The sequence below is a fragment of the Salinigranum rubrum genome, from assembly GCF_002906575.1.
Taxonomy (GTDB): domain Archaea; phylum Halobacteriota; class Halobacteria; order Halobacteriales; family Haloferacaceae; genus Salinigranum; species Salinigranum rubrum.
Genome location: NZ_CP026309.1, coordinates 350154 through 372868, shown reverse-complemented (window position 1 = coordinate 372868; position 22715 = coordinate 350154). Strand labels below are relative to the sequence as shown.

Genomic DNA, 22715 nt, shown 5'->3' with positions numbered 1-22715 from the left:
GTTCCGGTATGCACTTCGACCAGCGGACACAGAGAGCGCTCCGCGACGCCGGGCTCTCGCGTTCGGACATCCGCGCCGTCTCGAAGGCCGTCACGGAGGCCGTCGAACGCGACGCGGAGACGCTCGAAGCGTTCTTCGAGGGCGCCGACACCGTCTACTCCGACATGGACATGGCACACAGCGCCGACGAGATCCAAGAACACGCCCTGGAGTACATCGACCTCCACACCCACGGCGGGGACATCCGTGGCTACCTCCGATTCGACTCGTGGGGCGTCCCCGTCGAGGGGGGACGGCCGCTCACCGACGAGAAAGTCGAACTCTCGCTCGGGGGACCGTCAACGACCGCGTCCGGTTCACCAGGGACCGCGGGCGGTTATGACGACCCGCGTTCGAGTGAGGGGAATCTACGCGACTGCGCTCACGCACGTCCTCCTCGCGGGAGGGCACGAGGTCGTTCAGGCGTCGCCACCCATCCGTCGCCGGTTCGACGCGAAGTTCGACGACACCGACCACGACGTCACGGTCGAGACGACCGACGACCGGCAGGGGGTGGGCGTCGTAGGTGCTCCGGACGAACTGGAGCGCGTCACCGGGGAACTGCGGGTCGCGACCGACACGCTGGCGTGGCTCTCACCCACTCCGACGGGTGCCGTCTTCGACGCTCGCGTCGTCGAGACGCTCGGCGGCGGCGCAGTCTGTGCCCTCGGCGCGGGCGAGGGTTACCTGCCCTACGGTGCCACCGACCAGCACGTCGAGGAGGGGGACGACCTCCGGGTGCAGGTCCGCGCGGACCAGCCGCCCTGGGGACGGAACCGAGCCGAACTCGGGACGACGCTGGAGGCCGAAGCCGGACTCGCGACGCTCGTCGCGGGGAGGAACGGCGTGACTGTCGACACGCGTGACGACGCCGCGGGGCGCGAACTCGCCGGGATGACGGACCTCCTCGGCGTCGACGTACCCGACGGCTGGGGGATCCGGTGGCGACACGCCGCCACGGACGCGGACATGGAGACGCTCCGAGCGTCGCTCGAAGCCGCCGTCGACCGGGCCGCGGCGCTGGAGTCAGTCAGGAACGAGCCGGTCGGGGAGCCGGGCAGTCGCGCCGAACCGGCGGCGACGTCGTGGGTGTGGTTCGGGCGGGAGTCGCGGTTCGCGCTCGACGACCACCGGCGCGAGGTGACGACGACGATGCCGGGCCACCACCGGACGAAGGCGGCTTCGGAGGCAGCGAGCGCCGGCGTCGACTTCGCGGAGGCGCTCTGTGTCCCCGAGGGAGAGTTCCCGTTCGGTGTCGTCACTCGACAGTTCGGCCCCGTCGAGGGCGACACCGTCAGCATCGGCCACGGCAAGCCGGACGGACGGCTCATCACGCTCGGCCGCGGCGAAGTGGTCGAACACGGGCCGGACGGAACGCTGGCCGTCCGCCGTGAGATGGGAGGTAGCGGCACCTACGACGCGCTCGGCGTCGAACAGGAGCGAGGAGACGTCGCGCTCACGAAGTTCCGCGAGGGGCGGTGGTGGTACCCGACGGTCTACCGGAGCGCCGAGGGCGACCTGAAGGGGACGTACGTGAACGTCTGCACGCCGGTCGAGTGTTTCCCCGACGTCGTGCGCTACGTCGACCTCCACGTCGACGTCGTCAAACACGCCGACGGGAGCGTCGAACGCGTCGACGACGACGAACTCGACGCCGCCGTGGAGGCCGGAGAGATGAGCGAGGAACTGGCGGCGAAGGCGCGGAGCGTCGCGTCGAGTCTGGAGAACGCGCTTTGACGTCGACGTTGGCGTCTGGAACGAACAGGCGGCACCGACTCGGAGAGCACGGGACGGCGTGCCGCACGACCGCAGGGCGTCCCGTGGTGGGCGTCAGGTCACGGGCGCGTTGGCCGCGGTTTCGTATTTGAACGCTCGGACGGAGCAAGCGTCTCGTCGCGGGCTGTGCACAGTGCAACAGTCGTCGGTGGGGAGGAGGGATTCAGTAACTGTGGCTGACCGATCCTGAACAGGACCTCGCTTCGCTCGGCCACTCAGTCATCAACAGAATCGACTGCGTCGCTTCAAGCCGTCACTCGTCTCGCTCGTGAAGACCTCGCGCGATGCCGGCGCGACAGCCAGCACGTGCCACCGCACCGCTATCGGTGTCCACGAGAACGGGCGTCTGATAGCTCAGCTCAGAAGTGATCCGAGCCTTCGGTCGAGAACTGCAGTTCGCCGCCGCGGCCGCCCTCGACCGTGTCGGAGGTCATCTCGCCCGTGTCGGGGACGCGGACGACGACGTCTCGGACCTCCTCGAAGTCGCGGATGAGGTCGGCCTTGATGTTCTGTGCGGTGATGTTGCTGATTCCGCAGTGCGAACACGTCCCGCCGAGTTCGACGACCACCTCGCCCGTCTCGGGATTCGCCTCGCGAACGACGCTCTCTCCCCCGTGCATCTGGATGATCGGCATCTGGCCGACCATCCACGTCTCGATGCGCTCTTTCAGCGGTTCGTCGCTCATTGCTCTCACTTGTGGGCCCAGCTATGGGTAGGTTACGGTTTCACGAATAAATCGTGAACGAATCGTGAACGACCGCGAGAGCAGAGGAAAGTCCTCGACGCGAGCCTCAGGGCCTCAGGCCGCGGACTGCACCGACTGGTGGAGGCCCACAGCGTCGCTGGCGACCCGCTCGCTCCCGTTGACGCCCCGTGTGGTATTGCTCGACGAAGACGAAGAAGCGGAGCCGACGACGACCCGACCGTCGCGGACGAAGAGCGTCGACGAGTTGCCGGCCTCGTTGTCGAACCGACCGACGGTGACCGTCACGTCCGTCGTCCCGGTGTCGACACCGCGAACCGAGACGGTCGCGAGGTGCGCCTCGGCCGCGCCCGGTTCGATCGCACGCTCGACGTCGGCCGCAGTCAGTTCGACTGCGGTACCGTTCTCGCTCACCCGCGGGGGCTCCGTCAGCCCGAGGTCGTCGCTGTAGTTCGCGCTCGTTATTTCGGCGACGGAGCCGTTGTCGACCGAGACGGTGACGTCACCGCCCGAGAAGCCCTCCGTCGTCGAGAGCGTCAGTCTCACGTCCCCGGTCTCGCCGCTGGCGACGGTCGTCGAACTCGCAGAGAGGACGCTCGCAGAGCCGACGCCCCGGAGGTCGGAGAGGTCCGTAGCGTCGATGTCGCCGTTCATCACCGCCGACGACCAGTAGACCCACTCGCCCTCGTACTGCGAGTCGGTGTACGAGCCGTACACGTCGAGGTCACCGCCGGGGCGCACCAGCGGCCGAACACCGACGATGTCGAACGTCACGTCGACCGTGCCGTCCGCCTCGTCGAACGTCGCGTCGACGGCCGGTGCGGTCGCGCCCGTCGCGTTCTGAACGTAGAAGCTGGAGGCGTTTATCGCGGTGGCGTTCTCCGGCGCATCGAAGGAAACCGTCACCAGACCGCCGTTCAGTTCGACGGCTTCTGCCCCGACGACGCTGTCGACGCGGCGCATCCGCCCTTCGACCGTCGGCGCGATGCGCTCTTTGGATTCGAGGTAGTCGACGAGCGCCTCGGCGTAGAGCACGTCCGTCTCCTCGACCACCGGCTCGTCCTCCAGTCCGTAGCCGCTGCCGCCGCCAGCCATGAAGCTGTTGACCGTCACCTCGTACGTCTCGTTCTCCTGGAGGGGCTCCCACCGCGGCGGCTCGTCGGGGCCGGCACGGTTGACCCAGACGTCTCGAATCTTCGGGTCCGCGTCGTCGTGGGCGACCCACTCGAAGCGGACGCCGCTGACCTGCTGGCTGATCTCGGCGCCGAACTCCTGCCCGGTGTCGCTTTCGAGCGTGACGACCTGGCTCGCGAGCGTCTCCCGTAGCTCGCTCCCGGTGAGTTCGACCGTCACCAGCGTGTTCGGGAAGGGGAGCGTGTTGAACACGTCACCGCCCGTGATGTTGCCGGGGCCGTACATCCGGTTCGAGCGGATGCCGCCGGCGTTGGTGATGGCGACGTCGGCACCCGTCTTCGCGCGGAACGAGTCCGTGACGAGGTTCCCGTAGTTGCTCTCGCGGTGGTAGTTCGTCGAGAAGCGCGCGTCCAGCGCCGTCTCGGAGTAGGTGACGTTCTCGTCGAGACTCACCTCCGCGCGGTACTCGTTGATGAGCCGCGAGGCCGTCTCGTTCTTCGGCACCTCCTCGGCGACGTTCACCAGCCGACCGTTCCAGGCGGTGACGTCGTTCGTCTCCGTGTCGACCGTGAGGTTGAGTTCGCCGAGGTACTCCGCGCGGGCGACGCTCTCTGTGATGATCGAACCCGAAGTCTCAGCCGGCGGATACCGTATCTCGTCGTCGCCGACCGCGATGACGTCGATGGCGTCCGCCGTGTCGTTCTCGGCGAGCGCTTTCGCGTCGGGGACGCCCGTGTGCGCCAGTGCGACGACCACGTCGACGTTCTCCTCCTCTTTGAGGTACTCGGCCGTCGCGGGGCCGTCCTCGGTGTACGCTTCGAGCGTGATGCCCTCGGCCGCGAAGTCGATGTTCGTCTTGCCGTACGTCGCGCCGTAGTCGACGAGGCCGATGATGCCCACGCGGACACCGTCGCGCTCGACGATTTCGTACTCCTCGGTGCCGTCGAACGGCTCACCCGTCGAGGAGTTGACGAGGTTCGTCGCCAGCCACGGGAAGCGCGAGTCGGCCGTCGTGCCCGAGACGCCGTCGAGACCGTAGTCGAACTCGTGATTGCCGACGACGTCCGCGTCGGGGTCGACGAGGGTCAGCACGTCCACCGGCGCGCGCCACTGGCTCACCGGCGACAGCGCGTGCGGGCCGATCTGATCGCCGGCACCGACGACGACGGTCGGGTTGTCGTGTGCCGCCCGCCGCCGCTCGATGAGCGTCACCAACCGCGGGAGGTTCCCGTCCTCGGCGGCCGCCGTCTGGATGTCGTTGTACGACAGCACCGTCACCGTGGTCGTGTTGTCTCCCGTCGCCCCGTCGGTCTGTGGTCGTGTCGGGGCGTCTGCCCCCGCCATCGCCGAGACGTCCGGCGACGCGGGGTCGGATGCCGTCTGTGGGGTCGTTGCGCCGACAGTCCCCACGACCGGGACCACGCCGGCCGTGACGAGACTGAGCGTCAGTAAGAGGGTGATGAGTCGCCTCATTCGTGTGGCTGTTCCGGGCACGGGAGTAAAGAACTGACTATGAGTTGAAATATTTACGAGGACGGGGTCGTATCGGACACGACGGCTCAATAGCACGCACGAGGGGAAGGAATCGCTCTGGAGTGAAGACGGGCGAGGACGGGGCGCTCAGTCGAGGACCGCGACGCGCCCGGCTCAGTCGTCCGTGTGTCGCCGCAGCCACCAAGCACCACCAGCCAGCGCCGCTAGTCCCGCTCCGACGCCGAACCCGGGAGCGGAGACGGTCGACTCCGGTCCGGTGTCCCCACCGCTCGCGTCCGTCGCATTCGTCGGGTCTGTCCGGTCGGCCCGCGTCGACGCGGTGTCCGTCGCCGTCGCCTCGGTCGTGCTGTCGTCCGACCCGAGCGCGGCCCCCGACGACCCCTCACCGGGTCGGTCGGGGAACGTGTAGAGCCGGCCGGGGACGTCCTCGACCCCGCGGCTCGACGCGACGAAGAATCCGGTCGTGACTGCCCGTGCCGTCCAGAAGCTCGTCTCGTCGGGCGCGAGCCACCACGACTCTTCGGTGGGAGTGAGCGGGTTGGAGACGTCGTGTCGCTTCACGCCGCCACGGTACCACGACGTGTAGAGCGTCTCGTTCTCGATGTCGAGGTTGTGCGCCGTCGTCCACGTTCCCCCGAGGGTGGAGTCGTCGCTGACGGGCGGGGGAACGGTCGACAGTCGCTCGGGGGCTTCGAGGTCCGAGACGTCCCAGAGGTCGACGCCGCTCGGTCCGCCGACGAGGGAATCCGAGCGCCCGTCGCCGTCCTCGTCGATGCGGACGCCGAACGACTCCTTTCCGACGGCGAGGAGGTCGCCCGAACGCGTCGCGTAGTGGTGATTCCCCGGGGGCGTGAGGGCCGGTCGGGGGCCCGCATCGAGTTGGTCGGGGGCGGGCGCATCGACGCTCCCCAGCGCGGTCATCGCCGTCGGGTCGGCGACGTCGACCAGCCAGGTGCCGGCGTCCCACAGCGCACAGACGGCGACGCCGTCGCGGACCGTCACGTCGTGGAGCGACCGACGGTTCGCGTTCACGCTCTCCCACCGGGCGTCGGCGTCGAGGAGGGACCACCGACCGAGTTCGACGGGGTCGGTGGGGTCGGAGACGTCGACGACGACGAGGGGGTTTCGTGAGCCGTCGTTCCCGGTGAGGTACGCCCGGCCGTCGGCGACGTCGCAGTTGTGGATGGGGTAGTCGGTCTCGAAGAAGCCGCGTTCGGTGGGGGAGGTGGGGTCGGAGACGTCGACGACGACGAAGCCCGAGAGGGCGTTCCGCCGCGGGTGGGCCGGCCCCGCGACGATGAGCGTCTCGCCGTCGACTTTCACGTCCTGAACGTTCACGAGCGGGCCGTTCTCCGCGTCGCTCCGAAGTCCCGTCCGCCGCGCCAGCACCCGCGGAGCGGTCGGATCGCTCACGTCGACAGTCGCGTAGCCGTCGCCGGTCGCGACGTACACCGTCTCCTCGTCGCCGACGACCGCTTCGTTTGCGCCGGGAACGTCGACGTATCCGAGGGGCGCGTACCGGTCGCTCGACCCGCCCGAGACGGTCCCGTCGCTCCCCTCGCCCTCGTGGGCGCGTGCGGAGGAGGCGAGCGCCGACGCCCCGACGAGCGCCGCGGTTCCCCGGAGGACGCTACGCCTGCGCATGGGCCGGCGTTGGGGCTGGAAGCGGATAAGCCGTCCTGCGGGAGGCGACGTCCGTTACAGCCCGGTGGGGTCACCGTACCGCCTGCGGGGCTTCAGTCGAAATCAGCGCGGCCTCACAGCCGCGCTCGGTCGCCTGTACCTCCTTCGGTGCGCCCGGCGAGGTGGCTCGTCCTACAGACGAGCCCGGTCGCCGGTCCCACCTGCGAAGCCACGCGCGACGCTGCCAGACCTACAGTCTGGCACGGTCACCCGTTCCTCCGGTCATCGCGCTCGCGACGGCCCCCTTCACCACGACTTCGTCGCCCAGCGCCGTGAGTTGGATGTCGGGGACGTTGACCATCACCATGTCGTCGACGCGCTCGCGGATGGGGTCGACGACGTGGTCGGGGTTTCGGAGCGCGACGGCGCCGCCGATGTAGATGACGATGGGGGCGTACGCGTGGATGACGTTGGCGACGCCCATCGCGTTCCAGTGGCAGAGCTGGTCGATGACGTAGTCGGCGAACTCGTCCTCGCCGGCGTGTTCGAAGACGTCGGCGGCGGAGAAATCGGGGTCGTCGACGGGGAGGTCGGTCTCGACGCTGGCGTCCTCCTGGAACAGTTCGTAGGCGTAGCGCGGGATGTTCTTGCCCGAGCAGTAGCCCTCCCAGTGACCGTCGTGCCCACAGCCACACGTCATGAAGCCGTGCGGGTCGACCGTCATGTGGCCGACCTCGCCGGCGTTGCCGTCCCACCCCGAGACGACGTGGCCGTCGATGCAGACGCCGGCGCCGATGCCGGTCGAGATGGTGATGTAGACGACGTCGTCGGGGTTGCGCTCGGAGTGGAAGCGCTCGCCGATGACGCCCGCGGCCGTGTCGTTGTGCAAGAAGACGCGGTCGGTGTCGAGCAGGACGGAGAGCGGACCGGTGAGCGGGATGCGGTCGATGGTGTCGGGGAGGTTCGCCGGGTTCTCGACGGCACCCTCGGCGAGATCGAGCGGGCCGATAGAGCCGATGCCCGCCGCGACGGCCGCCTCCGGGTCGATACCGGCCTCGTCGCAGGCGGCGCGCGTGACCTCGAGCACGGCTTCGGTGATGGCGATTCCCGTCGGGCCGCGCGGCGTGCCACGTTTGCTGCTGCCGATGATGGTCCCCTCGGCGTCCGCGACGACAGCCCTGACGTTCGTCGCCCCCAGGTCGACACCGACGTAGTACGTCATTGTCCACAGTGGAACGCGCCGACCACTTAATCAGGGTGGTTCCGCGTATCGACGCCGCGAATCGAGGGTCGCCAACCCAGCCGTCGTCGTCCGAACCTCGGCACGGCGCCCGCCTCGACAGCGCGACGTCACCGGATCACGCGCTCACTTCGTATCGGCGCGGACGAACGTCACCGGACAGGGCGCTTCGAGCATCACTTCCTGGGCCGTGCTTCCGAAGACGGCCTTGCCGGCGGGCGAACGCTTCCGGCCACCGACGATGACGAGGTCGGCGTCGACCTCCTTCGCGATGGCGACGATCTCCTTCCCGTGCTCGCCGACGCCGCCGCGCACCTCGTACTCCATGCCGGCCTCCTCGAGCAGTTTTCCGAGTTCGCGCGTCGTCGTGTGCCGGCGGGCGACCCCACCGGGCGTCGCCTCCTCCGCGGTCGCATCGATCTCCAGCCTGTCGAGTGCAGACGCGTACTCCTCGTCGGTGAACACGTGTGCGAGGACGACGTGGGAATCCGCCCCCACGCCGAGGTCGATGGTCTCCTCCGCGAGTCGTTCGTACCGATCCGCGTCGTTCGGTCCCACTGCCAGCACGATGGTGTCGAGACTCATACTCGAGACGACGTTCGCGGGCGACTTAAAGTTCGGTCGTTTACTCGGAATCGAATTAATGAGTCGGGGGCGCCGTGGCCTCCCCCACGGGGCCGCCGGACGCAGGTGCGGCGTCAGTAGTCGGGGGCGTCGTCCTCGACGGCGCGCTTCATCGAGTCGCGGCGGGACTTCGCGTCGCGGCCCGTCACTTCGAGGAGGAACTCGTTCTTCGCGGAGACGGCGTCCTGTGCGTGGTCTTCGAGTCCCTTCTCGAGGATGGCTGCGGCCTCGTGTTCCTCGAAGTGGACGGCGAGTTGGTCCTTCTTGCCGCTGTACTTCGCCGCGCCGGCGACGATGCGCTTGAACACCGGGTTGTCCGGTTCGTCGACGACGTACAGTTCGTTCCCGTTCCACTCGTCGGTGCCCGTGACGGGACCGAAGTACTCCTCGATAGTCGCTTTGAGGTCCGGGGCGTTCTCCTCGAGCGTCTCGCCCCGTCGCATCTTGTACTCTTTCATGCTCCGTCGTTTGACAGGGGACGGTTTACCTGTTTCGTCACCCGCGGCGGGAAAAGGGTGGTCATCGCTCCCGCTCGGCGATGTACCCCTGCTGGCACTCGGGGCAGATGTCGCCCGTCCGAATCGACGAGTCGAGCGGTCGGGTGTGTCCGCAGTTCGGACAGTAGTACTCCGTCTCGACGCCGGGACGCGGGGACTGGCTGTCGTCCTCGCGCGCGCTGACGATGGTGCCGTCGCCCTCGCGCTGCTCGACGGTGTTGTCGAGGTAGGACGTCTCGTACGCGTCGTCCTCGGCGTGGCTCCGACTCTGCCCGTTCGTCGCCGTGGGCGTGAGTTCGTTGCCGTAAGCCAGCCCCGGCCCGCCGGCCGTCGCCGCGTCGGCCGAGAAGCCCTCGTCCTCGTTCTCGTCCTCGTGGGAGGGCCACGCGCCCCCCGACGCCGACGACGAAGCCGCCGACATCGAGTCCGACGCGTCGGCCTGCTCGCTCGCGGCGGGTGCGCTGGCGTCGCTCCCGCCCATCAGTTCGGCGTCCTCTTCGGCCGCCCGCTCGGCGAGCGAACGGGAGTCGTCGGCCGCGTCGTCGTCGGTTTCGGCGTCCTCTCCCGCGCCGTCGGCGCTGGTGGGGTCCGTGCCACCGTCGCCGACTGCCCCGCTCGGTTCGGGCGCGTCGCCGCTGTCGGGCCACGCTCCGTGCTCGCGTTCGGGCGTGGCGTCGTCGAGGATGACCGCGTCCTCCTCCTCGGGGTCGTCGGCGTCGTCGAACCCGGCCTCCGCGCGCTCGATGAGCGACGTGTTCGAGTCGGCGTCGTCCGCTTCTTCGAGTTCCGGACCGACGTCGGGTACCGTCTCTGCCGCCACGCTGCTCTCATCGGGTTCGGTGACCGACTCGGCGGTGTTTCGGAGCCCCGTCGCGTCCGGCGTCGACGCCGACTCCATCCCCTCGCTGGCCGGTGACGCAGCGGCGTCGGCGTTCAGCGGCGACTCGTCGCCGACGTCCGCACCCTGCGTACTGCTCGCGGGGGCGACGGCGTCGGCGTCCCGCCGCTCCGAGCGGACTTCTCCCTCCGTCCGGATGGCTCTGACCTCCGTACTCTCGGAGAGGACCTGTTCCTCGCCGCACCGGCGGCAGCGCCGAATCTCGCGCTCGGTCACCACCATCTCGCTCCCATCCTCTTCGTGCTCGCGAACGACGCCCGAGGGGCCGAAGTCGTGTCCGAGCAGGCACCTGAGACCCATTATGTCACACTGTTCCCGAGTCGACAGCAAAAAACTACCCCCGACGTCAGACGGCCGTCTGACTCCGTTGTGCGGACGAACGCGGGGAGAGAGGGAGGGGAGCCAACAGTATAAACCATCGGCGCTCGATGCAACGGATATGAGAGCGCGGCGGGAGTTCCGGAAGCGAAAGGACATCGACGTCGCCATCCTCGATGCCCTCGTCGACCGGGCCTCGGAGGGCATGACCGTCTACGAACTGCGGGCCGTCGTCGACGCCGACATCGACGCCATCGGCGAGGCGCTCGACCGTCTCAAGTCCGACTCGCTCATCACTGTCGAGGGCGAGGACGACCGCGTGCGCATCATGCCCGCAGAGCGCGTCGTCCCCGACCCCGGCGAGGCCCCCGACGACGAGGGGAGCCTGCTCGATAGGATCCGCGACCGACTCGGCTTCTGACTGCGACGGGTCTCCGACCGCGGACGGGAACGCACGCGACGATAGACGCGAGCGCGAAGTCCGTACCGTTTTCCCGACTGCGACCCTCCCGACAGACATGACGCTCGTAGGCGACCTCCACGAGGCACACGGTGCCGTCTTCACCGAGCGCGGCGGGGTCAGCGTCGTCGACCACTACGGCCGCCCCGAACGCACCCACCGAGCGGTGCGCAACGGCGTCGGCGTCATCGAGATGGGCTACGGCGTGCTCGTCGTCGAGGGCGACGACCGCGTCGACTTCGTCGACAACGCCGTCTCGAACCGCGTTCCCGATTCGGAAGAGGAGGGCTGTTACGCGCTTCTCCTCGATCCGCAGGGCCGCATCGAGACGGAACTGTTCGTCTACAACGCGGGCGAGCGCCTCCTGCTCTTTACGCCGCCGTCGCGAATCCAACCCCTCCTGGAGGACTGGCGCGAGAAGGTGTTCATCCAGGACGTCCAGTTGCGCGACGCCTCGGGCGACTTCGGCGTCTTCGGCGTCCACGGGCCGCGCTCCACCGAGAAAATCGCGTCCGTCCTCAACCACGCGGGCGCGCCGGAGGAGCCGTTCTCGTTCGTCCGCGGATCGATGGCCGACGTCGGCGTTACCGTCGTCGCTACCGACGCTCCCACCGGAGAAGAGGGATACGAGGTCGTCTGCCCCGCCGACCAGGCCGAGAGGCTGTTCGACACGCTCCTCACGCGCGGTAACGCCGCCATCCCCGTCGGCTACCGGACGTGGGATACGCTCACGACCGAGGCGGGGACGCCGCTGTTCGATTCCGAGCTAGAGGGGAGAGTTCCGAACGTCGTCGGCGTCCGTTCCGCCCTCGACTTCGAGAAGGGCTGTTACGTCGGCCAGGAGGTCGTCTCGAAGGTCGAGAACCGGGGACAGCCGAGCAACCGACTCGTCGGCCTCCTCCCGGAAGCGCTGCCAGACAGGGAGGCAGCCGTGTTCGCGGGCGACGAGGCGGTCGGCGAGGTGACGCGCGCCGTCGAGAGCCCGCTCTTGGAACGCCCCATCGCGCTGGCGTTCGTCGACTACGACCTGCCCGAGCGGGTGGGTGCGGGCGATGGTCTCACCGTCCGCGTCGATGGCGACGAGGTCGACGCCGACCTCACGACCCTCCCGTTCGTCGAGGGGGGCGTTCCGTCGGGGCGACTGCCGGAGTATCCAGCGGACGAAGAGGTCGACTAACCGTCCCCGGTCGAAATGTGGTGTCAGTGGGGACGAATCCGGTCGACAGTTCGGAAATCCTTCTTCCGTCGACGAGGCGACGTGTGAGACAGAGGTGACCGAAACGATGGCAACCAGAACGGACGACAGCGGAGAGGACTGGGACTGCGAGGTCGACGGCGCGGACGGGGCGCGCTACGCCGACCTCAGACTCGAGGACGGAGATGTCATCATTTACGACCGGGCGGGCGAGGACGCGTGGATTCAGTCAGCATCGGCAATCGGGCTCGAACTCATGCGCTGAAACCGACCGCGGTCAGCCGCTCCTGAATCAACGTTCGCCGTCGCACGGCCGACCGCGACGCAGTGACAGCGGTCCGTATGCGTCTGCTGGGGTGCGCTCACCGACTCACGAGTTTCTTCAGCCCCTCTCTCGAGAAAAGCGAGGTGGGCCGGTCCATGTGGACGCCGATTTCCCCCGAGAGCGCCCGCAGGCCGAATTTCTGCACCGGTTCCGGGAGCGAGTAACACCGCCGGACCCAGTGGCCGAGGCGAATCTCGCGGGCGAGGTCCGACCGCCACGCGGCCTCGTACGCGTCCAGTGTCGCGGGTGCGTCGGGGTCGATGGCTCGAGCCGCGTGGTCGGCGGCGGTCATTCCGTAGAGGATGCCGCCGCCGGTGAACGGCTTGGTCTGGGCGGCGGCGTCTCCGATGAGGAAGGCGCGGTCGGTCGTCACCGTCTCGGGGGGGCCGATGGGAATCGCGCCGGAACAGAAGTGGTCGGTCTCGACGTCGTACTCGCGGGTCAGAACGTCGAACATCTCGTTGACCGACGCGCCCGGCGGGGCGGCGAGGCCGTACTCGACGCCCGCCTCGCCCCGGGGGATGCGCCACGCGAAGAAGCGCGGGACGGTGAGGTGGACGTCGACGTAGTCGCCGTGGTCCACCTCGTCCGAGAAGGCGAGGACGCCGTGGAGCGTCTCGCCCGGTTCGGGCAGGCCGAGCGAGCGGCGGACCCGCGAGACGGGACCGTCACAGCCGGCGACCATCTTCGCCTCGACGTCTTCGGTCGAGTCCCCGTGTTTGACCGTGAGCACCACGCGGTCCTCGCGCTCGTCGACGCCCGTCACGGTGTGGTGTTCGCGGACGTCGGCGCCGGCCTCGCGGGCGAGGTCCGCGAGCGTCCGGTCCAACTGAACGCGGTCGATGACGTTCGATATCTCCTCGCGCTTGTAGAAGCGGCGCGCGCCGCTCGCGGGACCGCCGACGTGGAAGTCCGCGCCGTAGATGCGGTTCTGGAACAGTTGCTCCTTGGCTTTCGGCGGGAGGTAGTCCCAGATGTCGGTCGAGACGTGCCCGGAGCACGCCAACGGCGTCCCCACCTCCCCCTTCTCCAGCGCGAGGACGTCGTAGCCGGCCTCGGCGGCCCGGCGTGCGAACCGGGCACCGGCGGGGCCGACACCCACCACGACGAAGTCGTACATCGACTCACCCTATCGGGAGCGCGAGTAAATATCTTCTCGAAACGACCGATTCGGACACAACGGTTTTCTCGTCGTCGACCGACCCACCCGTCATGGTCCCCGCTGGTGATCGCCCGCTCGCCGAGACGGTCCGTCGTCCCCCGGTCGCGGCGACGCTCCTCCCGGTCGCGTACGCGGCCTACCTCTATCCGTTCGGGATCACGGGTCTCGGCGACGACTCGCTTACCGCCGCGCTCGTCGCGCTCGGCCTCCTGTACCTGCTCCCGCTCGCGGCGCTCGGCGCAGGAGTCGCTGTCGGCGTCGACCGTCGTCTCCGTCTCGGCGTCCTCGTCGCGGTCGGCGGCCTCGTGCTCCTCCCGTTCGCGGTACCGCCGACGCTGGACTCGCTCCCTCGAATCGGAATCGCCGCCTCGATGCTCGCCGCCGGGTGCGGCGTCGTCGGTGCGGTCGAGTCCGCTCTCCGAAACCGACGAGCGACCGTGACGCGGTTCTCCCGCGCCGCCCTCCTTTGTTCGGGAGTCGTCGGTGTCGGACACGCGACCCTCGTGCTGTGGGTCGTTCGTGACCAGTACGAGGCCGTCGTCGATGCCCTCGGCCTCTGGCTCGCGTGGGGAGCCGTGGGGATGGTCGCACTCGGCGTCGTCCCGACGCTCCTCGTGCTTCGGTTCGGTCTCGTCACCCCCGTCCTCGGGGTCGCTCTCCTCACCGGAAACGCCGTCCGGACCGACGTCTTCGCCGCCCCGGTCGACAGCGTCACCCCCTTCTACCTCGTCGTCTGGTTCGTCGTCCTGCCCGCCATAGTCGCCCTCGGCGGCGCGGAGTACGCCGTCCGACGGCACTTCGACCACCTTCTCCCGCGGCCGCTCGTCGGCGGGGACGACTGAGACACGGGGAGGGGTGTCGACGCAGTCCCGCCGTCAGATAGCGACGAGACCCGCGACGGTGGCGTCGTCGTCGACGGCGAGCGGGAGTCGGTCCCACGGTTCGTCTCCACCGTCGGGAGAGCGAAACAGCCCCGCGTTCGACAGCGCGTAGAACCCCTCGTCTCCGACGGCGAGGACGTACCGCGTCACCCCGTCCCCCGTCGGCAGACCGTCGACGCGCTCCCACGGGTCCTCCCCCTGCTTCCGGTAGACGTACGTGTCGGCCGACCCCGCCCGGTGAGCGCGCATCGCGCCGCTGGCCGCGGAGAGCAGTCGGTGGTCGGGGTCCGCCGGGTCGACGACGACGCTCCAGCAGTAGCGGTGGTCGAGTCCCGCCTGTGGGTGGGTCCACGTCTCCCCGCCGTCTTCCGTCTCGGCGTAGCCGTCGCCCGCGGCGCAGTAGGCGCGACCCGGGGCGTCGGAGTGGACTGTCATCGAGTGCGTGTCGCGCCGCGACCCCTCGACGCGGTCTTCCCACGTCTCGCCGCCGTCGTGGGTCCGGACGAGCGCGCCGGCCTCCACGGCGACGTAGAGGTGATCCGAATCGTGAGCGTCGGCCTGAATCCACCGGACGTGGTGGGTGTGCGGGCGGGGCGGGAACGCCCACGACGACGAGGAGGGGAGGTCGGTGAGGCCGTCGCAGGCGGTCCACGCGAGCGCGTCGGCGGAGCGGTACACCCGGCTCGGTTCGGTGCCGGCCCACCAGGTGACGGCCGTGGAGCCGTGTTCGGACGGCACGCAGGCGACGCTCGTCACCCGAGCGTGGTCGATGCCCTCCACCGAGTGCCACGTTGCGCCCGCGTCCTCGGAGCGAAAGAGGCCGTCGTCGGCGGTGCCACAGCAGACGATGTCGGGGTCGAGAGGCGAGGCGGCGACGCACTGGAGCGAGGCGTCCGGAGTCGGTGTGGTCTCGCGGCGGACCTCGGCTCCGTCGGCGTCGGCGTCGACGGCGACCACGCGGTCGGGGAGAGCGGCGAACAGGCGGTCCATATCGAGCGTACGCGTTCGGCGGTGAAAAGCGACCGTGCGCTCTTCGGTCCGTCTCGGTCGAGACAGTGGATAGACTACTCGGGGCTTCGGCGAAGGTTCGTCGACGAAACAGGCCCGTTTAGAAGGAAAGCCGTGCGGTCCTCGTACTGCCAACCCCGTTCCTCACGACTCCCAATGCACCCCCGAGTACTACGTCCACACGCTACCCCACCGAGTCTCCCCAACGTATTTCACTTCCTCCCCTGTCTGCCACGACATGTCACCCAGCCCGTTCGACGCGAGCGGCCTCGAGCGCGTCCGCCAGTTGTTCGACGCCCACCTCGACGCGGGCCTCCACCACGGGGCCCAGTTGGCGGTGTACGACGGGACCACCCCCGTCCTCGACGTCGCCGGCGGCGTCATCGGTCCCGAGGGGAGGGAGACGACCACCGCGCAGAAGCACCTGCTCTTCTCGTGTACGAAGCCCTACGCGGGCGCCTGTCTCCACCACCTCCGCGACCGGGGGCTGGTCGACTACGACGACAGGGTCGTCGACCACTGGCCGGCGTTCGACCGCGGCGACGACGGGAAGGCGGCGGTGACCGTCCGCCACGTCCTCTCCCACCAGGCCGGCCTCCCGACGACGGGCTTCGAAGAGCGTCCCGAGGAGTGGGGCGACTGGGACCGCGCGGTCGAAGCGATGGAGGACGCCGACCTCGTCTTCGCGCCGGGCGAGACGGCGGCGTACCACTCTCTCTCGTACGGGTTTCTGGTGGGTGAACTCGTCCGTCGCGTGTCCGGAACCCCCGTCGACGAGTACGCCCGCGAGCACGTGTTCGAGCCGCTGGGCATGGACGACACGAGCATCGGCCTCCCCGACGACGTCTCGGGTGACGAAGTGGCGACGCTCGTCGGCTTCGAGCCGTACGACTCGTGTCGGGAGTCGGGGGCGGGACTCGACACGGGCACGAAAGACGCCGCGGCGCTGTTCGATCAGGAGTCGGTCCAGCGGGCAGTGGTCCCCGCGGCGACGGGCATCGGCACCGCCCGGGACATGGCGCGCTTTTACGCCTGTCTCGCGAACGGCGGGGAACTCGACGGGGTTCGGGTCCTGGAGGAGGAGACGGTCGCCGAGGCGACGACCTGCCAGGCGGAGGTCGAACACGACGGGACGATGGGCGTGCCCCGTCGGTACGCGTTGGGGTTCGAGTGCGGGGGCACGGCGTGGGACAAGTACGGGTCGCTCTCGCCGCGGACCGTGTTCGGCCACGGCGGCCTCGGCAGCATCGTCGGGTGGGGCCAGTCGGGAGAACTGGCGATGGCGTACGTCACCAACGGCATCCGCCACGAGTACGAACACGGCGCGCGCGTGAACGCGATGGCCGACGCCGTCCGGACGGTGTTCGGGTGAGTCGACGGGGGCGACGAACGCGACCTACACCAAGAACGCGTCGAGTGCTTCGAGGGTGCGTTCGGGCGCTTCCTCCATCACGAAGTGCCCACACGAGAGTCCCCGCCCCTCGACCGACTCGGCCCACCGCTCCCACACGTCGAGCGGGTCGAACGACACCGTGCCGGAGGCGTCCCCCCAGAGCGCCAGCACCGGACACTCGATCCGGTCGCCCGCCTCGCGGGAGGCGCGGTCGTGGTCGAGGTCGACGCTCAGCCCGGCGCGGTAGTCCTCACAGCTCGCGCGGACGACCCGCTCGTCCGCGAAGGCGCGGTGGTACGCCGCGACGGCCGCGGGGTCGAGCGCGTCCGGCGAAGCGGCCCAGCGCTCGATGAGGTGGTCGACGTAAAACGCCGGGTCGTGGTTGATGAGCGTCTCCGGCACCGGGTGTGGCTGTGCCAGGAACAGCCAGTGGTACATCTGCTTCGCGTACGCGTAGTCCATCATCTCCGCCGTTTCGAGCGTCGGGACGATGTCGAGGACCGCTAACTGCGCCACTCGCCCGGGGTGGTCCAGTGCGAGGCGGTAGCCGACGCGCGCCCCGCGGTCGTGGCCGACGAGTCCGAACGCGTCGAACCCGAGCGACTCCATCATGGCGACGAGGTCCGCGGCCATCACGCGATTGGAGTAGTCGGCCGTCTCGGGGTCGCTCGGACCGCGACTGTCGCCGTACCCCCGGAGGTCGGGGGCGACGACCGTGAACCGTTCAGCCAGTTCCGGGGCGATTTCGTGCCAGGCGGCGCGGGTCTGGGGTAGCCGTGCAGCAGGAGCAGCGGTGGCCCGTCGCCGCCCCGTTCGAGGGCGAGTTCGGCCTCGCCGCAGTCGACTCGTTCCCGTTCGAAGTCTCCGAGCATCGAACGGGAGGTTGTGGCCAGGCCCGCTTCAATGTAGTTCCGACGGGACTACCCGTCGGACTCGGCACCGGTCCCACTCTCCCCCCGGAGGCGCGACGCCCAGCCCAGATAGCCGAGCGCGTACGCGCCGGCGTAGACGACGGTCACGAACACGACGGTGAGGACGCGCGCGGGGAGGCTCCCCGTCGTCAGTGCGGCGTCGAAGGCGGCGAGGGTGACCATGAGGGGGAGGCCGAGCGCGAGCGTCAGCGCGACGGTCCAGAAGAACCACGCGCCGAGCGGGCCGACGGGACGGCCCGACCACCAGAACCACGTCGCGGTCGGGACGGCGAGCGCGGCTACCAGTGCGAGGTCGGAGACACCCGCGACCGACATCGAGAGCACGTCGACGACGACGCTCACCGGAAGGACGAGGAGCAGGAACCAGCCGACGAACGCGAGGAGGAGGTCGAGGAGCGAGCGGGAGGGCATAGACGGTGTCCCGACGGCCACGAACAAAAAGCCGGGGAACCACGGGACCCGCTGTGAGTCCTCCCCGGACATGGCAGATCACCACAGGTGACGACCGGTCCCGACGACGACAGCCGCCTCAGTCGTCGGCCGGTGCGACGCCGTGAGACGGACCGCCTCGACCGACGTCGGCCGTCGCCGCCTGCCAGACCATGATGAGCATGGCGACGATGAGACAGAGCCCCCACAGGAAGATGGCCGGCAGGAGGATGGTGACGCCGAAGCCGACGCCGACCCACACGCTCACGGGGAGGAGCCACTGGCCGAGCACGAACAGCCCCGTCACCGCGGAGCGAAGCGACCCGGTCATCGAGAACGCGTCGACGGCGAAGCCCATCACGATGGCGAGGATGGAGAGCACGCCGAGGTGGGCGTGCCCGCCGACCATCCAACTCGGTGCGCCGCCGCCACCCGCGACGAGCGAGTGCTGGTACATCCCGACGAGCATCATCGCCGTCAGGCCCAGGAAACCGGACGTCTTGAGAACACGTGTCATGTGGCAACACTCACCACGACACGACATATAACTATCCATACATACCACTCGAATATCTGCAGCGGGGCGCGCCCCCGGAGGCGAAAAGCGCTGGCGGTCGCCGGTTCAGTCGTCGTCGGTCGCCGCCTTCGCCGGCTTTCGGAGTCGGTCCGAGCGCGGTCCCTCCTCGTCGATTGCGGGCAGGAGGTCGCGGAGGTACCGGCCCGTGTGGGATTCGTCCGTTCGGGCCACCGCCTCGGGCGTGCCCTGCGCGACGATGTCACCGCCGTTCTCGCCGCCTTCGGGACCCAGGTCGATGATGCGGTCGGCGTTCTTCACGAGGTCGAGCTCGTGCTCGATGACGACGACGGTGTTGCCGTTGTCGACGAGGCGGTGGAGGACGTCGATGAGCTTCCGTTCGTCCTCCTTGTGGAGCCCCGTGGTCGGTTCGTCGAGGAGGTAGAGGGTGTTCCCCGAGTCTCTCTTCCCCAGTTCCTCGGCGAGTTTCACGCGCTGGGCCTCCCCGCCCGAGAGGGTGGTCGAGGGCTGTCCCAGCCGCATGTAGCCGAGGCCGACGTCCTTCAGGAGTTTCAGCCGGCGGCGGATCTGGGAGTTGGCCTCGAAGAACTCGTGTGCCTCGTCCACCTCCATCTGGAGGACGTCGGCGATGGTCTTCCCCTTGTACGTCACGTCGAGCGTCTCGTCGTTGTACCGGTCGCCATTGCACTCCTCGCAGGGGACGTACACGTCCGAGAGGAAGTTCATCTCGATTTTGACGGTCCCCTGCCCGCCGCAGGCCTCACACCGCCCGCCCTTGACGTTGAACGAGAAGCGGCCCTTCTTGTAGCCGCGCTGTTTCGCCAGTTTGGTCTCGGCGAACAGTTCGCGGACGTAGTCGAACACGCCCGTGTAGGTCGCGGGGTTGGATCGGGGAGTACGGCCGATGGGCGACTGGTCGATGAGCCGCACCGTCTCTATCTCGTCCATCCCGTCGATGCCGTCGTGCTCGCCCGGGTCGACGGAGGTGTTGTCGTTCATCCGGCGGGCGAGTCCCTTGTACAGGATGTCGTGTATCAGCGTCGACTTGCCCGACCCCGAGACGCCCGTAACCGCCGTAAAGGTCCCGAGCGGGAGGTCGACGTCGAGGTCCTTCAGGTTGTGCTGGCGGGCACCCAGGATAGAGAGGGTGCCGGAGGACTCGCGGCGCTCCTCGGGCACCGGGATGGACTTCCGTCCCGAGAGGTAGTCGGCGGTGACGGAGTCGTCGGTCGCACAGACCTCGTCGAAGTCGCCCTGGGCGACGACCTCGCCCCCGCGCTTGCCCGGCCCCGGGCCCATGTCGATGATGTTGTCGGCGCGGCGCATCGTCTCCTCGTCGTGTTCGACGACGATGAGGGTGTTGCCGAGGTCTCTGAGCCCCTCTAAGGTGTTGAGCAGGCGGTCGTTGTCGCGCTGGTGCAGTCCGATGGAGGGCTCGTCGAGCACGTACAGCACGCCCACGAGTCCGGAGCCGACTTGCGTCGCGAGGCGGATGCGCTGGCTCTCCCCGCCGGAGAGAGTAGAGGCCTCGCGGTCGAGCGTGAGGTACTCTAACCCGACTTCGCACATGAAGCCGAGGCGTGCGCGGATCTCCTTCAGAATCTCCTCGGCGATGGTCCGCTGGCGCTCGCCCATCTCCGCTTCCATCCCCTCGAAGTGGTCGAGGGCGTCGCCGATGCTCATCCGGTTGACCTCGGTGATCGACGTCCCCTGCACCAGCACGGAACGCGACTGCGGCTTCAGCCGCGTCCCGTCGCAGGCCGGACAGGTGGTGACGGCCATGTACTTCTCGATGTGGTCGCGGGTCGACTCCGAGTCCGTCTCGACGTGTCGGCGTTCGAGGTTGGGGATGACGCCCTCGAACCGCTTCGTCTTCCGTCGCGTGCCGTTCTTCGTCTGGCGCTCGAACACCACCTCCTCGTCGGTGCCGTAGAGGAACTGCCGCCGGACCTCGGGGGCGAGTTCCTCGAACGGCGTCGACACCGAGACGCCGAAGTGCCGGGCCACCGAGTCGAGTCGCGTGCGGTAGTACGACCGGTTGTAGCTCCACGGCTCGAAGACGTGTTTGATCGGCTGGGAGGGGTCGGTGACGACGAGGTCCTCGTCGACCTCCTTCGTGTTGCCGATGCCCTCACACGCGGGACAGGCTCCGTGCGGGGAGTTAAACGAGAACGACCGCGTCTCTATCTCGGAGAAGTCGATGCCGCAGTGGGTGCAGGCGAGGCTCTCGGAGAACTCCACCACGAGCCTGGAGTCGCCCTCGCCCGCGAGGTCGCCCGTCGAGCGGCTCTCGACGCCGAGGTGCACGCCTTCGGGCGGGTCGGGGAGGATGACCTTCAGGACGCCGTCGGCCTCTTCGAGCGACGTCTCGACCGAGTCGGTGATGCGCGACCGCGCCTCGTTCGAGACCTTCACGCGGTCGACCACCACGTCGACCGTGTGGTCGTAGTTCTCGTCCAACTCGGGCTTCTCGTACGCGAGGTCGTACTCCTCGCCGTCGACTTCGACCCGTGAGTAGCCCTCGGCGACGAGGTCATCGAAGAGGTCCTTGAAGGCACCCTTCTGGTCTCTGACCACGGGCGCACAGAGCTTCGCTCTGGTTCCCTCCGGAAGCGAGAGGACCCGCGAGACCATGTTCGACGCCGACTGCTCGCCCACCTCGCGGCCGCACTCGGGACAGTGGGGGGTTCCGACGCGGGCATAGAGGAGGCGGAGGTAGTCGTGTAACTCCGTGACGGTGCCGACGGTGGAGCGGGGGTTGTTCGCCGCGTTCTTCTGGTCGATGGAGATGGCGGGCGAGAGCCCTTCGACCGATTCGACCTGTGGCTTGTCCATCTGTCCGAGGAAGTTGCGGGCGTACGCCGACAGCGACTCGATGTATCTGCGTTGCCCTTCGGCGTAGATGGTCTCGAACGCGAGCGACGACTTCCCCGACCCCGACAGCCCCGTCACGACCGTGAACTGTTCGCGGGGGATCTGGACGTCGAGGTCCTTCAGGTTGTGTTCCTCTGCACCTCGAACCTCGATGAAGTCCTTGCTCATCTGAATCGGCGTAGGGAATCAGCGGGGGAATACCCATCGGTTGGTGCAGGTCCCGTCCGCTCGAACGGGTCACACTGTCTCACGTGAGCGGCGCACCTCGTTCGGGCTGCATCACGCCGAACGCGTTGCCCTCGGAGTCGAGACAGTACGCGTGCCACCCCACGTCGGGAATGTGCATCGTCTCCATTCTGATCGACCCGCCGTGTCGGTGACCCGTTCGAGGGTGTCGTCGATGGACTCGACGGTGACGGTGCAGACGAACGCGCTCGCCCCGTCGACCCGGGGCATCCCCTCGGGCCGTCGCATGAACCCCCCGTCGATACCCGGTTCGTCGTCGGGGCCGGTCATCACCAGCCAGTAGTCCACCTCGCTCGGTTCGTACCGCTCGAACTGCCAGTCGAACACCGATTCGTAGAACGCCATCGCGCGTTCGACGTCGTCGGCGTATATCTCGAAGAACGTCACTCTCGACATTGTAACACCTCACGTGGTAGACGCTACCGAACGCCATAGCCACTCGCCACGGACCGGAAGTGAACGCGACGGCTCGGGGTGTCACACTGGCGCACGGTCGCGGCGCGTTCGGGCCGCCGGCGACCCGGTGAAAAGGGAGTGAATCGGCCTCAGTTCGGAGTCAGCAGGGAGTCAGGCGAGTTTCCGGCGGGAGATGCCACAGCCCTGCGGGACGATGATGATCTGGTCGTCGCCCTTTTGGACGATGTCGCCGTCGACTTCGCGGGCGACCTGCTGGAGGTCGTCGATGATGTGCTCCATCGTGCTGTCGTTGATCCGCAGTCGGGTCACGTCGGCGATGACGATGTCGCCGTCGTAGACGGCGTCCTTGATGGCGATGACGTCCTGTTGTCCGCCGATTTCGGCGATGTGAATCTGCGTGCGGGCCTCGCCGCCGCGGGCGGTGTCGAAGTCGTCGAGGTCGAGCGTGACGTAGTCGTCCGTGCTGTGACTCTGCCCCCCACTCAGGAGCTTATTCATGATTCCCATGCAC

21 protein-coding genes and 1 pseudogene are annotated in these 22715 nt (G+C 68.5%); 7 read left to right on the top strand and 15 right to left on the bottom strand.

What is annotated here, in order from left to right; all coding sequences use genetic code 11:
- Positions 1–8 precede the first annotated feature (8 nt).
- Positions 9–382: pseudogene (locus C2R22_RS26065) on the top strand (DUF7532 family protein).
- Positions 379–1776, top strand: coding sequence for a DUF402 domain-containing protein (locus tag C2R22_RS01800; RefSeq protein ID WP_103424057.1), 1398 nt, complete (start codon positions 379–381; stop codon positions 1774–1776). Before C2R22_RS26065 ends, C2R22_RS01800 begins: the two are co-directional and overlap by 4 nt.
- Positions 1777–2174: 398 nt before the next feature.
- Here C2R22_RS01800 and C2R22_RS01795 read toward each other — a convergent pair whose 3' ends face one another.
- From C2R22_RS01795 to C2R22_RS01765, 7 genes are all read right to left on the bottom strand, one after another.
- Positions 2175–2501: a NifU family protein gene (locus tag C2R22_RS01795; RefSeq protein WP_103424056.1), complete on the bottom strand. Its 327-nt coding sequence runs from the start codon at positions 2499–2501 to the stop codon at positions 2175–2177.
- Between the two features lie 114 nt (positions 2502–2615).
- Entirely contained in the window at positions 2616–5126 is a 2511-nt protein-coding gene (locus C2R22_RS01790; RefSeq protein ID WP_103424055.1) for a bifunctional metallophosphatase/5'-nucleotidase, read from the bottom strand.
- 174 nt (positions 5127–5300) lie between these two features.
- Positions 5301–6791: an LVIVD repeat-containing protein gene (locus C2R22_RS01785; RefSeq protein ID WP_103424054.1), complete on the bottom strand. Its 1491-nt coding sequence runs from the start codon at positions 6789–6791 to the stop codon at positions 5301–5303.
- Between the two features lie 229 nt (positions 6792–7020).
- On the bottom strand, positions 7021–7992 hold the full coding sequence (locus C2R22_RS01780) for an ROK family protein (RefSeq protein ID WP_103424053.1): 972 nt from the start codon (positions 7990–7992) through the stop codon (positions 7021–7023).
- A 144-nt stretch (positions 7993–8136) separates the two neighbouring features.
- Entirely contained in the window at positions 8137–8595 is a 459-nt protein-coding gene (locus C2R22_RS01775) for a universal stress protein (RefSeq protein WP_103424052.1), read from the bottom strand.
- A 113-nt stretch (positions 8596–8708) separates the two neighbouring features.
- The gene (locus tag C2R22_RS01770) at positions 8709–9092 is read right to left on the bottom strand and encodes a DUF5611 family protein (protein WP_103424051.1); all 384 of its coding nucleotides are present in this window, start codon (positions 9090–9092) and stop codon (positions 8709–8711) included.
- 61 nt (positions 9093–9153) lie between these two features.
- A complete protein-coding gene (locus tag C2R22_RS01765; RefSeq protein ID WP_103424050.1) occupies positions 9154–10329 on the bottom strand; it encodes a DUF7093 family protein in 1176 nt (391 codons plus the stop codon).
- A 139-nt stretch (positions 10330–10468) separates the two neighbouring features.
- Here C2R22_RS01765 and C2R22_RS01760 point away from each other — a divergent pair, with 139 nt between their 5' ends.
- The 3 genes from C2R22_RS01760 to C2R22_RS01750 all read left to right on the top strand — a co-directional run bounded on the left by C2R22_RS01760 (position 10469) and on the right by C2R22_RS01750 (position 12267).
- Positions 10469–10768: a DUF6432 family protein gene (locus C2R22_RS01760; protein WP_103424049.1), complete on the top strand. Its 300-nt coding sequence runs from the start codon at positions 10469–10471 to the stop codon at positions 10766–10768.
- Positions 10769–10865: 97 nt separating this feature from the next.
- Entirely contained in the window at positions 10866–11984 is a 1119-nt protein-coding gene (gene ygfZ, locus C2R22_RS01755; protein WP_103424048.1) for a CAF17-like 4Fe-4S cluster assembly/insertion protein YgfZ, read from the top strand.
- Between the two features lie 106 nt (positions 11985–12090).
- Complete coding sequence (locus C2R22_RS01750; RefSeq protein ID WP_162562331.1) at positions 12091–12267, top strand: hypothetical protein; 177 nt, start codon at positions 12091–12093, stop codon at positions 12265–12267.
- A gap of 97 nt (positions 12268–12364) precedes the next feature.
- Here C2R22_RS01750 and C2R22_RS01745 read toward each other — a convergent pair whose 3' ends face one another.
- Positions 12365–13447 (bottom strand): geranylgeranyl reductase family protein, encoded by a 1083-nt coding sequence (locus C2R22_RS01745; protein WP_103424046.1) that lies wholly within the window; start codon positions 13445–13447, stop codon positions 12365–12367.
- Positions 13448–13539: 92 nt separating this feature from the next.
- On the opposite strand from C2R22_RS01745, the gene C2R22_RS01740 reads away from it, so the two are divergent.
- The gene (locus C2R22_RS01740; RefSeq protein ID WP_103424045.1) at positions 13540–14331 is read left to right on the top strand and encodes a hypothetical protein; all 792 of its coding nucleotides are present in this window, start codon (positions 13540–13542) and stop codon (positions 14329–14331) included.
- Between the two features lie 33 nt (positions 14332–14364).
- Here the strand turns inward: C2R22_RS01740 and C2R22_RS01735 are convergent, their stop codons facing one another.
- Positions 14365–15360, bottom strand: coding sequence for a WD40/YVTN/BNR-like repeat-containing protein (locus tag C2R22_RS01735; protein WP_103424044.1), 996 nt, complete (start codon positions 15358–15360; stop codon positions 14365–14367).
- A gap of 256 nt (positions 15361–15616) precedes the next feature.
- Between C2R22_RS01735 and C2R22_RS01730 the strand changes: the two genes are divergently transcribed.
- The gene (locus C2R22_RS01730) at positions 15617–16750 is read left to right on the top strand and encodes a serine hydrolase domain-containing protein (protein ID WP_103424043.1); all 1134 of its coding nucleotides are present in this window, start codon (positions 15617–15619) and stop codon (positions 16748–16750) included.
- Positions 16751–16774: 24 nt separating this feature from the next.
- Here C2R22_RS01730 and C2R22_RS01725 read toward each other — a convergent pair whose 3' ends face one another.
- From C2R22_RS01725 to C2R22_RS01700, 6 genes are all read right to left on the bottom strand, one after another.
- Positions 16775–17611 carry an alpha/beta fold hydrolase gene (locus tag C2R22_RS01725; RefSeq protein WP_216824827.1) on the bottom strand — a complete coding sequence of 279 codons (837 nt, stop codon included), beginning with the start codon at positions 17609–17611 and terminating at the stop codon, positions 16775–16777.
- Positions 17612–17691: 80 nt separating this feature from the next.
- Positions 17692–18186, bottom strand: a complete 495-nt coding sequence (locus tag C2R22_RS01720; RefSeq protein ID WP_162562330.1) for a hypothetical protein — start codon at positions 18184–18186, stop codon at positions 17692–17694.
- A gap of 46 nt (positions 18187–18232) precedes the next feature.
- Positions 18233–18649: a hypothetical protein gene (locus tag C2R22_RS01715; RefSeq protein WP_103424041.1), complete on the bottom strand. Its 417-nt coding sequence runs from the start codon at positions 18647–18649 to the stop codon at positions 18233–18235.
- Positions 18650–18754: 105 nt separating this feature from the next.
- Positions 18755–21709: an excinuclease ABC subunit UvrA gene (gene uvrA / locus C2R22_RS01710; RefSeq protein WP_103424040.1), complete on the bottom strand. Its 2955-nt coding sequence runs from the start codon at positions 21707–21709 to the stop codon at positions 18755–18757.
- A gap of 111 nt (positions 21710–21820) precedes the next feature.
- Complete coding sequence (locus C2R22_RS01705) at positions 21821–22183, bottom strand: VOC family protein (RefSeq protein WP_216824780.1); 363 nt, start codon at positions 22181–22183, stop codon at positions 21821–21823.
- A gap of 171 nt (positions 22184–22354) precedes the next feature.
- Entirely contained in the window at positions 22355–22711 is a 357-nt protein-coding gene (locus C2R22_RS01700) for a cell division protein SepF (RefSeq protein ID WP_103424039.1), read from the bottom strand.
- Positions 22712–22715: the final 4 nt, after the last annotated feature.

Coding starts and splice junctions, on each gene's coding strand:
- C2R22_RS01770 (WP_103424051.1), bottom strand. CDS start 9,092: ATGAAAGAGTACAAGATGCGACGGGGCGAGACGCTCGAGGAGAACGCC.
- C2R22_RS01700 (WP_103424039.1), bottom strand. CDS start 22,711: ATGGGAATCATGAATAAGCTCCTGAGTGGGGGGCAGAGTCACAGCACG.
- C2R22_RS01800 (WP_103424057.1), top strand. CDS start 379: ATGACGACCCGCGTTCGAGTGAGGGGAATCTACGCGACTGCGCTCACG.
- C2R22_RS01775 (WP_103424052.1), bottom strand. CDS start 8,595: ATGAGTCTCGACACCATCGTGCTGGCAGTGGGACCGAACGACGCGGAT.
- C2R22_RS01730 (WP_103424043.1), top strand. CDS start 15,617: ATGTCACCCAGCCCGTTCGACGCGAGCGGCCTCGAGCGCGTCCGCCAG.
- C2R22_RS01735 (WP_103424044.1), bottom strand. CDS start 15,360: ATGGACCGCCTGTTCGCCGCTCTCCCCGACCGCGTGGTCGCCGTCGAC.
- uvrA (WP_103424040.1), bottom strand. CDS start 21,709: ATGAGCAAGGACTTCATCGAGGTTCGAGGTGCAGAGGAACACAACCTG.
- C2R22_RS01750 (WP_162562331.1), top strand. CDS start 12,091: ATGGCAACCAGAACGGACGACAGCGGAGAGGACTGGGACTGCGAGGTC.
- C2R22_RS01760 (WP_103424049.1), top strand. CDS start 10,469: ATGAGAGCGCGGCGGGAGTTCCGGAAGCGAAAGGACATCGACGTCGCC.
- ygfZ (WP_103424048.1), top strand. CDS start 10,866: ATGACGCTCGTAGGCGACCTCCACGAGGCACACGGTGCCGTCTTCACC.
- C2R22_RS01780 (WP_103424053.1), bottom strand. CDS start 7,992: ATGACGTACTACGTCGGTGTCGACCTGGGGGCGACGAACGTCAGGGCT.
- C2R22_RS01740 (WP_103424045.1), top strand. CDS start 13,540: ATGGTCCCCGCTGGTGATCGCCCGCTCGCCGAGACGGTCCGTCGTCCC.
- C2R22_RS01795 (WP_103424056.1), bottom strand. CDS start 2,501: ATGAGCGACGAACCGCTGAAAGAGCGCATCGAGACGTGGATGGTCGGC.
- C2R22_RS01785 (WP_103424054.1), bottom strand. CDS start 6,791: ATGCGCAGGCGTAGCGTCCTCCGGGGAACCGCGGCGCTCGTCGGGGCG.
- C2R22_RS01745 (WP_103424046.1), bottom strand. CDS start 13,447: ATGTACGACTTCGTCGTGGTGGGTGTCGGCCCCGCCGGTGCCCGGTTC.
- C2R22_RS01765 (WP_103424050.1), bottom strand. CDS start 10,329: ATGGGTCTCAGGTGCCTGCTCGGACACGACTTCGGCCCCTCGGGCGTC.
- C2R22_RS01720 (WP_162562330.1), bottom strand. CDS start 18,186: ATGTCCGGGGAGGACTCACAGCGGGTCCCGTGGTTCCCCGGCTTTTTG.
- C2R22_RS01705 (WP_216824780.1), bottom strand. CDS start 22,183: ATGTCGAGAGTGACGTTCTTCGAGATATACGCCGACGACGTCGAACGC.
- C2R22_RS01715 (WP_103424041.1), bottom strand. CDS start 18,649: ATGACACGTGTTCTCAAGACGTCCGGTTTCCTGGGCCTGACGGCGATG.
- C2R22_RS01790 (WP_103424055.1), bottom strand. CDS start 5,126: ATGAGGCGACTCATCACCCTCTTACTGACGCTCAGTCTCGTCACGGCC.